The sequence below is a fragment of the Salinibacterium sp. genome, from assembly GCF_031364185.1.
GTDB lineage: Bacteria > Actinomycetota > Actinomycetes > Actinomycetales > Microbacteriaceae > Rhodoglobus.
Map to the genome: position 1 here is coordinate 1 of NZ_JANLVV010000034.1, position 8700 is coordinate 8700.

8 protein-coding genes and 1 pseudogene are annotated in these 8700 nt (G+C 64.6%); 7 read left to right on the forward strand and 2 right to left on the reverse strand.

Translation table 11 applies throughout. From position 1 onward, the window contains the following. From RMN95_RS01905 to prmC, 6 genes are all read left to right on the forward strand, one after another. Nucleotides 1-820, forward strand: an 820-nt coding sequence (locus RMN95_RS01905) for a homoserine dehydrogenase (RefSeq protein WP_309615272.1), incomplete at its 5' end; no start/stop codon positions are given. Between the two features lie 3 nt (nt 821-823). Beyond that, nucleotides 824-1906, forward strand: coding sequence for a threonine synthase (gene thrC / locus RMN95_RS01910; RefSeq protein ID WP_309615273.1), 1083 nt, complete (start codon nt 824-826; stop codon nt 1904-1906). Between the two features lie 26 nt (nt 1907-1932). Next, nucleotides 1933-2850: a homoserine kinase gene (gene thrB, locus RMN95_RS01915; protein WP_309615279.1), complete on the forward strand. Its 918-nt coding sequence runs from the start codon at nt 1933-1935 to the stop codon at nt 2848-2850. A 143-nt stretch (nt 2851-2993) separates the two neighbouring features. Further along, complete coding sequence (gene rho / locus RMN95_RS01920) at nt 2994-5180, forward strand: transcription termination factor Rho (protein WP_309615274.1); 2187 nt, start codon at nt 2994-2996, stop codon at nt 5178-5180. A gap of 2 nt (nt 5181-5182) precedes the next feature. After that, complete coding sequence (prfA, locus tag RMN95_RS01925) at nt 5183-6262, forward strand: peptide chain release factor 1 (RefSeq protein WP_309615275.1); 1080 nt, start codon at nt 5183-5185, stop codon at nt 6260-6262. Nucleotides 6263-6293: 31 nt separating this feature from the next. Then, the gene (gene prmC, locus RMN95_RS01930; RefSeq protein WP_309615276.1) at nt 6294-7151 is read left to right on the forward strand and encodes a peptide chain release factor N(5)-glutamine methyltransferase; all 858 of its coding nucleotides are present in this window, start codon (nt 6294-6296) and stop codon (nt 7149-7151) included. Nucleotides 7152-7275: 124 nt separating this feature from the next. Here the strand turns inward: prmC and RMN95_RS01935 are convergent, their stop codons facing one another. Further along, the gene (locus RMN95_RS01935; protein ID WP_309615277.1) at nt 7276-7890 is read right to left on the reverse strand and encodes an HAD-IA family hydrolase; all 615 of its coding nucleotides are present in this window, start codon (nt 7888-7890) and stop codon (nt 7276-7278) included. Beyond that, complete coding sequence (locus RMN95_RS01940) at nt 7887-8519, reverse strand: HAD-IA family hydrolase (RefSeq protein ID WP_309615278.1); 633 nt, start codon at nt 8517-8519, stop codon at nt 7887-7889. The genes RMN95_RS01935 and RMN95_RS01940 overlap by 4 nt, the downstream gene beginning before the upstream one ends. A gap of 92 nt (nt 8520-8611) precedes the next feature. Between RMN95_RS01940 and RMN95_RS01945 the strand changes: the two are divergent. Then, nucleotides 8612-8700: pseudogene (locus tag RMN95_RS01945) on the forward strand (threonylcarbamoyl-AMP synthase); the annotation flags it as partial.

An 8700-nucleotide genomic window follows, 5' to 3' on the forward strand; every position in this document is an offset into this window, starting at 1 on the left:
GGATCGCATGGACATCGAGGGTGATTCGCTCGAGAGTGCGCTGGCCGAGGCGACCAGGCTCGGCTACGCCGAAGCGGATCCGACCGCAGATGTCGAGGGTTTTGATGCCGCCCAGAAGGCGGCGATCCTGGCGAGCCTTGCATTTCACACCACCATGCCGCTCGAAGCCGTGCACCGCGAGGGAATGACGACCGTCACTCACGAGCAGGTGGTGGCGGCCCGCAAGGCCGGCTATGTTGTCAAATTGCTGGCAATCTGCGAGCGGATTACGGATGCCGCGACCGGCGTCGAGGGCGTCACCGCCCGCGTCCATCCGGCACTGATACCCCTCAGCCACCCGCTGGCGGCCGTGCACGGCGCCAACAACGCCGTGTTCGTCGAGGCCGAAGCCGCCGGCAGCCTGATGTTTTACGGCGCAGGCGCTGGCGGTGTCCAAACGGCATCCGCGGTGCTCGGTGACGTCGTCTCGGCCGCCCGCAGGCATGTAGCCGGAGGCCCCGGGGTGGCAGAGTCGACCCAGGCCAACCTCCCGGTGCTCCCCATGTCGAGCGTCATCACTCGCTACCAGATCACCATGACCGTCGTGGACGAGCCGGGAGTGCTCGCCGCCGTGGCCACCCAGTTCAGCGACCGCGGAGTTTCGGTCGAGGCTGTGTCGCAGTCTGTACGCGATGGCGGTGACGCGGAGCGCCCCACCGCTACCCTTGTGATTGTTACGCATCGCGCGGAGGAGTCGTCGCTCGCCGCCACCGTGACGTCGCTCGCCGCAAGCCCAGTCGTGTCGAGTGTTGTGTCAGTTCTCCGAGTTGAAGGACAGTAATCAGTGGCCCACCAGTGGCGCGGAGTTCTCCGCGAATATGCCGACCGCCTCGATATTTCGGAGGCGACTCCGATCATCACCCTGGGTGAGGGTGGCACCCCTTTGATCGCGGCCGATGCCCTGTCGCACAGGACGGGCGCGAAAATCTGGGTGAAGTATGAGGGAATGAACCCGACTAGTTCTTTCAAAGACCGCGGAATGACGATGGCAGTGTCAAAGGCTGCCGAACATGGCGCGAAGGCCGTGATCTGCGCCTCCACCGGCAACACCTCCGCCAGTGCGGCCGCGTACGCCACCCACGCGGGGCTGACGGCCGCCGTCCTGGTGCCCGAGGGTAAAATCGCCCTGGGTAAACTCGCCCAGGCCATAGCCCACGGCGCCGAGATCATCCAGGTGCAGGGCAACTTCGATGACTGCCTCGACATGGCCCGCGATCTCGCAGCCCACTACCCCGTGCATCTTGTCAACTCGGTCAATCCCGACCGCATCGAGGGCCAGAAGACTGCGGCTTTCGAGGTGATCGAGGTCTTGGGCGATGCACCGGATATCCACATCGTGCCGGTCGGTAATGCCGGCAACTACACCGCCTACCACCGCGGGTACACCGAAGACCTCGCCCGCCGTGCCAGCACGAAATTGCCCCGGATGTTCGGCTTCCAGGCGGCCGGCAGCGCACCGCTTGTTGTTGGCCACGTCGTCAAGAATCCGGAGACAATCGCCAGCGCCATCCGGATCGGCAATCCGGCCTCGTGGGAGCTCGCGCTTGCCGCACGCGAAAATAGCGACGGATATTTTGGCTCCATCACCGACGAGAAGATTCTCGAGGCATACCGGATCCTGTCGGCGGAGGTGGGGATCTTTGTCGAGCCCGCTTCGGCGATCAGCGTTGCTGGGCTGCTCGAACGCTCGGACGCAGGATTCATCCCGAAGGGTTGCACGGTCGTGCTCACCGTCACGGGTCATGGTCTGAAAGACCCGCAATGGGCTTTGCGAACCGCCGATGGCAAAGACATCACCCCCACGGTTGTTCCTGTGGATGCCGATGAGATCGCGAGTGTGCTCGGACTGGTGAAGGAACGCGCTTGACACCGAGCATCGCTGGTCGCTCCGTGATGGTGCGGGTACCCGCGACCTCCGCCAACCTCGGCCCCGGTTTCGACACACTGGGGCTCGCGCTCGCGATATACGACGAGCTCATCATTACCGGCACCGATGCCCCGGGGGTATTCGTCGAGGTGACCGGTGTTGGCAGGGGTGACGTTCCGACAGACGAGTCGAATCTTGTGGCTCGGTCCATAGCGCACACTTTCCGTCACGTCGGCCTTCCTTCGCCCGGGTTGCAGCTTCAGGCGAATAACGTGATCCCGCACGGTGGAGGTCTCGGGTCGTCCGCAGCAGCAATCGTGTCTGGTGTGATGGCGGCCGCAGGTCTTCTCAGGGGAGTTGCCGAGCTCACTCTCGACACCATGCTGGTGCTAGCCACCGAACTTGAGGGTCATCCCGATAATGTGGCGCCCGCGCTGTATGGCGGTCTCACCATCGCGTGGACCACGGATGCCGGGCCGAGGGCGAAGAAGCTCCTCGTGCACCGGGGCGTCTCACCGTTGGTCTTCGTCCCCGACCACTCCGTATCGACTGCTCTCGCGCGGAGCCTTCAGCCCGCTGTGGTGCCGTACGCGGATGCGGTCTTCAACCTTTCACGCTCCGCGCTGCTGGTGGCCGCCCTGACCCAGAGCCCCGAACTTCTTCTGGAAGCAACAGAAGACAGGCTGCACCAGGAGTACCGGGCCAGTGCGATGCCCGAGACCAGTTCGCTCGTTCACCTGCTGCGCGAACAGGGCTTTGCCGCCGTGGTGTCAGGTGCCGGCCCGTCGATCCTTGTGCTGGCCAGCGACCCCTCGCAGCGAGCGGCAGCGGCAGCGCTCGTGGCCGGTCATGCCGGAGACACCTGGCGAGCCGTGATGGCGGCCGTCGATGTCAAAGGTGCTACAGTAAACCCGCACCAGGTAGAAGCGAAGCCCCAGCTGTAGCTTCCCGGTTGCATCACCATCCTCACACGCATCATCACCCTCATCCTGCGGCACTCGATTCCTGCGCATCCGCGCAGACAGCCCGGGATGATCAGCTCTCCTCTCGATTAGCAACTTTTCGGCAGGGGAAAGGAAAATCAACTGTGACTAACGTCAACCCAGGCTCAGACCTGAGCGCCCTCAAATTATCAGAGCTGCAGGCGCTCGCCAGCTCGCTCGGCATCACCGGAGCATCCAAACTTCGTAAGGGAGATCTCGTGACCGCGATCAGCGACAACCAGGGTGCTGGCAACTCTGCGGAGGTCAGCCCTGAAGCGTCCTCGAGCGCGCCAGCGGTCGATTCCGCTGGATCCGACAGTGAGGTCCCACCGGCCGCCCCGGCCGCACGCAAGCGCACGTCGCGCCGTGTTACGAGCGCCGACACCGAGGCCATCGCGGCGGCAAGTGCCCCCGCGGGAGCACCGTCGGTAGATGATAACGCGGCCGACAACACGACATCTGACAACTACGGCGCCACGCCCGTTGCGGCCCGCACGGGGGCCCACGTAGCCCAGAGCGAGCCGTCGGCACCCGCCACTCGCAAGCTGTCACGTCGTGCGAGCTCACACGTCGCCCAGGCCGAATCTGGTCTCGAAGACCCGACCCCCGCTGACGTAGCAGTCGAGGTTGCGGCGTCGACAGTCGACGATTCGCACGACTCCTCAACCGAGGCCAACACCGAGGTCAGCACGGAGGGCGACAGCGACCATGAGGGCGGTTCGAGTCGCTCATCACGAGGCCGCAACCGCAACCGCAATTCGGATCGTAAGCAGGGCGGCGAGGGCGAGGGCCAGCAGAACGGCCAGAACGGTCAAAACGGCCGCCAGCAGAACAACCGGCAGCAGGGCGCCAACCAGCAACGAGACGGCCAGCAACGAGATGGCCAGCAACGAGACGGCCAGCAGTCCTCTTCACAGCAGGGTGGTGGCCAGCAGGGTGCTGCCGATCAGAACCGGGGCGGCCAGCAGCGAGATAACCAGGCCCGCGACAACCAGGCCCGTGACAACCAGGGCCGCGACAACCAGCGCATCCAGGACGGCGACCTCGAGGGTGGCACCGGCCGTAGCCGCTACCGCGATCGCAAGCGTGGCCGTGGACCAGTGGGCGACGACTTCGAGCCCGAGATCACTGAGGATGATGTGCTCATCCCGGTCGCCGGAATTCTGGACGTGCTCGATAACTATGCTTTTGTGCGCACTTCCGGTTACCTCCCGGGCAACAACGATGTCTATGTTTCGCTCGGCCAGGTCAAGAAATACAACCTGCGCAAGGGAGACGCCGTTGTCGGCGCCATTCGCCAGCCGCGTGACGGGGACCAGGGCCAGGGTCGCCAGAAGTACAACGCGATCGTGCGCATCGACTCGATCAACGGACTGCCCGTTGAGGAGGCAGCGGACCGAGTTGAATTCGGAAAGCTGACCCCGCTCTACCCGCAGGAGCGCCTGCGCCTTGAGACTGAGCCCGGCAAACTCTCCACCCGGATCATCGACCTCGTGTCGCCGATTGGCAAAGGCCAGCGCGGCCTGATCGTGTCGCCTCCGAAGGCAGGCAAGACCCTCGTGTTGCAGGCCATCGCCAATTCGATTGCCAAGAACAACCCCGAGGTTCACCTCATGGTGGTGCTCGTCGACGAGCGCCCCGAAGAGGTCACCGACATGCAGCGCACCGTCAAGGGGGAGGTCATCGCCTCGACTTTCGATCGTCCTGCCGAAGACCACACCACGGTCGCAGAGCTTGCCATCGAGCGCGCGAAGCGGCTGGTCGAGCTTGGCCATGACGTCGTGGTGCTGCTCGACTCGATCACCCGACTCGGCCGGGCATACAACCTCGCGGCTCCGGCGTCGGGCCGCATCCTGTCTGGGGGCGTCGACTCGTCGGCCCTGTACCCGCCGAAGCGATTCTTCGGGGCAGCGCGCAACGTCGAAGAGGGTGGATCGCTCACCATCATCGCCACGGCTCTGGTTGAGACCGGTTCCAAGATGGATGAGGTCATCTTCGAGGAGTTCAAGGGCACCGGCAACATGGAGCTGCGCCTGTCACGCCAGCTCGCCGATAAGCGCATCTTCCCCGCGGTCGATGTCAACGCATCCGGAACCCGTCGTGAAGAGATGCTGATGGGCGCTGACGAGGTCAAAGTCAGTTGGAAGCTGCGTCGCGCTCTCGCGGGTCTTGACCAGCAGCAGGCGCTCGAGATCGTGCTGGGCCGACTAAAAGAAACCCAGACTAACGTCGAATTCCTGATGCAGGTGCAGAAGTCGATGCCCGGCGCCAACGGATCAACAGAGGACTAAGCATGTTCGAGTCAGTGCAGACGCTGCTGGCCGAACATGACGAGCTACAGAATCAGCTTGCTGACCCTGAACTCCACTCAGACCCGGCCAGGAGCAAGAAGGTCAATCGCCGGTACGCGGAACTCTCGCGCATCGTTGCCGCCTTTCACGAGTGGCGCCAGCTGACGGATGATGTCGCTGCTGCAAGCGAGATGGCGGCCGAGGATGAGTCGTTCGCGGCCGAGCTCCCCGGGCTTACCGAGTCGCTCGACACCGCACAGGAGAAACTGCGCAGGCTGTTGATCCCGCGGGATCCGAACGATGCGCGCGACGTCATCATGGAGATCAAGATGGGGGAGGGCGGAGCAGAATCCGCACTCTTCGCTGGCGACCTGCTGCGCATGTACCTGCACTATGCGGAATCGAAAAAGTGGAAGACCGAGATCATCGAGCAGACCTCGAGCGATCTTGGCGGCGTGAAGGATGTCCAGCTCGCCTTCAAGGGAAACTCCAGTGACCCCGCCGAGGGCATCTGGGCGCACCTCAAGTACGAGGGCGGCGTGCACCGCGTACAGCGGGTTCCCGCAACGGAGTCGCAGGGTCGCATCCACACCTCCGCCGCCGGTGTGCTCGTCTTCCCCGAGGTTGACGAGCCCGAGGAGGTCGAGATCAGCCAGAACGACCTGAAGATCGACGTCTACCGTTCAAGTGGCCCCTGGGGCCAGTCCGTCAACACGACAGACTCCGCCGTGCGCATCACCCACCTCCCGACCGGCATCGTCGTGGCCATGCAGAACGAGAAGTCGCAACTGCAGAACCGCGAGGCCGGAATGCGTGTGCTTCGGGCACGTATCCTCGCCCGCTACCAAGAAGAGGCCGACGCGGAGGCCAGCGTGTACCGCAAGAGCCAGATCCGCACCATGGATCGCTCGGAGCGAATCCGTACGTACAACTTCCCCGAGAACCGCGTCGCAGACCACCGCACGGGATACAAGGCCTACAACCTCGATGCCGTGATGAATGGCGCGCTCGAGCCGGTCATCCAGTCCTGCATCATGGCGGATGAAGAGTCACGCATCGATGCGCTCGGCGCAGACGACTGAATCGCGACTGGGCACCTGGCCCACTAACGCCATGACGACCATCACAGAATTGCTCGCGCGCGCTACCAGCGCACTTGACAGCGCCGGCATTCGAGACCCTTCTGTCGATGCTGAGCTTGTGATCGGCCACGTACTCGGCCTCAGTCGTGGGGCAGTGCAGGCGAAGGCGATCACGGGATTTCCCGTTGACCCCGGGCACTCTGCGGAGGTCGAACTGCTCATCCAGCGCCGCGCCGCGCGGGAACCGCTGCAGCACATCACCGGTCGAGCTGCGTTCAGGCAGCTCGAGCTCGCCGTCGGTCCCGGGGTTTTCGTCCCCAGGCCTGAGACCGAGTTCGTTGCCCAATTCGCGATCGACGTCCTGCGTGCCACGGCATCGGCCGAGCCCGTCGGCGTCGACCTTGGCATGGGTAGCGGTGCCATCGCGCTGGCCATGGCCACGGAGGTCGGCCACTCCAGGATCTACGGCGTCGAGGTGTCGCCGCGCGCGTTCGTCTGGGCACGACAGAACTTCGACGCGGTCGGCGCGGCCAATGCGACCCCGGTGTGCGCCGATCTCGCATTCGCGCTGCCGACCCTCGACGGAAGCGTCGACGTGGTCATCTCCAACCCCCCGTACATCCCGGTGGGCGCGATCCCGCGCGATCCGGAGGTGCGACTCTTCGACCCCGAGCTCGCTCTCTACGGCGGCGAAGATGGTCTGGATGTCGTGCGCCAGGTCTCAGCGACCGCCTGGCGCCTGCTGCGCCGAGGTGGCAGCCTCATCCTGGAGCACGGCGAGTTGCAGGCCGCACAGATCGCCGCGCTCCTCACGTTGGACGGCTGGACCGCCGTCGCCCACCACCGCGACCTCCTCGGCCGCGACCGCGCGACCACCGCCCTCCGCTAGCGAGTTCTGATCGCAGTAGCGGGAGATGTGCTCGTATGGGCAACGTATGGCACCGTGCCATACGTTGCTAACGGACCGCACCGATCTCCCTTACCTCGTGACCGACGAAAGCAGCGCGGGCGCTCTACGTGCGAGCGGCGGCGAAGGCCTCGATCGCGCCGAGCATCCCTTCCGTCGTGCCGTAGTGGTACGCGGTGATGCCGATCGAGCGGGCTCCCTCCACGTTCTCCACCATGTCGTCGGCGAAGAAGGCGTCGGCCGGCGCGGTGTCGTAGGCGGCCAGCACCCGGGTGAACACGGCCGGGTCGGGCTTGCGCGCCCGATAGTGGCTCGAGGTGAGCATGTGATCGCCGAACAGTTCGATGAGTTCGGGTGCGAGAGCACGGAGGTGCTTGGCGGTGAGAGCGTTGTTATTGGTCAGGAGTGTGATTGTGCCGAGAGTGGATGCCCGGCGAACCGCCGCGATGGCCTGAGGTCGCACGGCCATCGCCGCCCCGCGCACACGCACCCAGTCGTCCTCGTCAACCTCGACGCCGATCGCCGCCGAGAACGCGTCGAGGTAGGCCTCCGGAGTCTCGAACACCCCAGCCTCACCGGCCCACTCGCCATCATCGTGCCACCACCGCTCGCGCAGCTCGTCGAGTGTGAGGCCCGTGAGCTCGGTCATCCCCGCCATTCGAGCTCGCCAGTTGTAGTCGTACAGCACGTCATCCATGTCGAAGATGAAGAGCAGGCTCATCGGTCACGCCCGGCGAACGCCTCGACAGCGGGCAGGAGGGTGTCGGTTTGCGGCACTTCGCCGATGTACTCGAGGTGATATCCGGTGATTCCGATCGAGCGTGCCCCGGCTACATTCTCGGCGCTGTCATCGGCGAAGAACGTCGTGCCCGCCGAAGCGCCGAGTCGTTCGAGTGCCCGGGTGAACAGCTTGGGTTCTGGTTTTCGAATCCCGAGCATATAGCTGACCACGATATTGTCGCCCACGATCTCGACGACATCCGGTGCCAGCAGCGGCAGTGCCTCGCCGAGCGGGGACGGGTTGTTCGACAGCAGGCACACCGTGCCAAGCTCGGCGGCTCGGCGAAGCGCTTCGACACTCGCGTCGATTCGGCTCATGGAGAGGGCCCTGGCCGATGCCCATTCCTTAAGGCTCAGTCTGCGACCGCCCGTGATGCGGGCAAACTCATCCAGGTAGGCGTCGGCGGTCGGCCATTCGCCGGCCTCGGCTCGAATCTCATACCCGCCTGCCCACCAACGTGAAGCGATCTGGTACTGGCTCGCGCCGCTAAGACGGGCGAGCTCGGGCAGCCGGTAGCGAAAGTTGTACGCATACAGCGTGCGGTCGAGGTCGAAGAAGTAGAGGTCCACGGGTCTCCCAGTCTTTCATGGTGGACTCGGGGGCAGGTCCACCGGGCCCGAGCTTCGGCGGGTACCGGTTCGACGGGTACCATAGACGCGATATGGCCTCCATCTACGACTGCTCGGTTGAAGCCGAACTTCTCACCGGTATGCGCCTCGCGAGGGTCGCGATCGGTCGAGGCGACCTCGT

Coding starts and splice junctions, on each gene's coding strand:
- thrB (WP_309615279.1), top strand. CDS start 1,933: ATGGTGCGGGTACCCGCGACCTCCGCCAACCTCGGCCCCGGTTTCGAC.
- prfA (WP_309615275.1), top strand. CDS start 5,183: ATGTTCGAGTCAGTGCAGACGCTGCTGGCCGAACATGACGAGCTACAG.
- RMN95_RS01935 (WP_309615277.1), bottom strand. CDS start 7,890: ATGAGCCTGCTCTTCATCTTCGACATGGATGACGTGCTGTACGACTAC.
- prmC (WP_309615276.1), top strand. CDS start 6,294: ATGACGACCATCACAGAATTGCTCGCGCGCGCTACCAGCGCACTTGAC.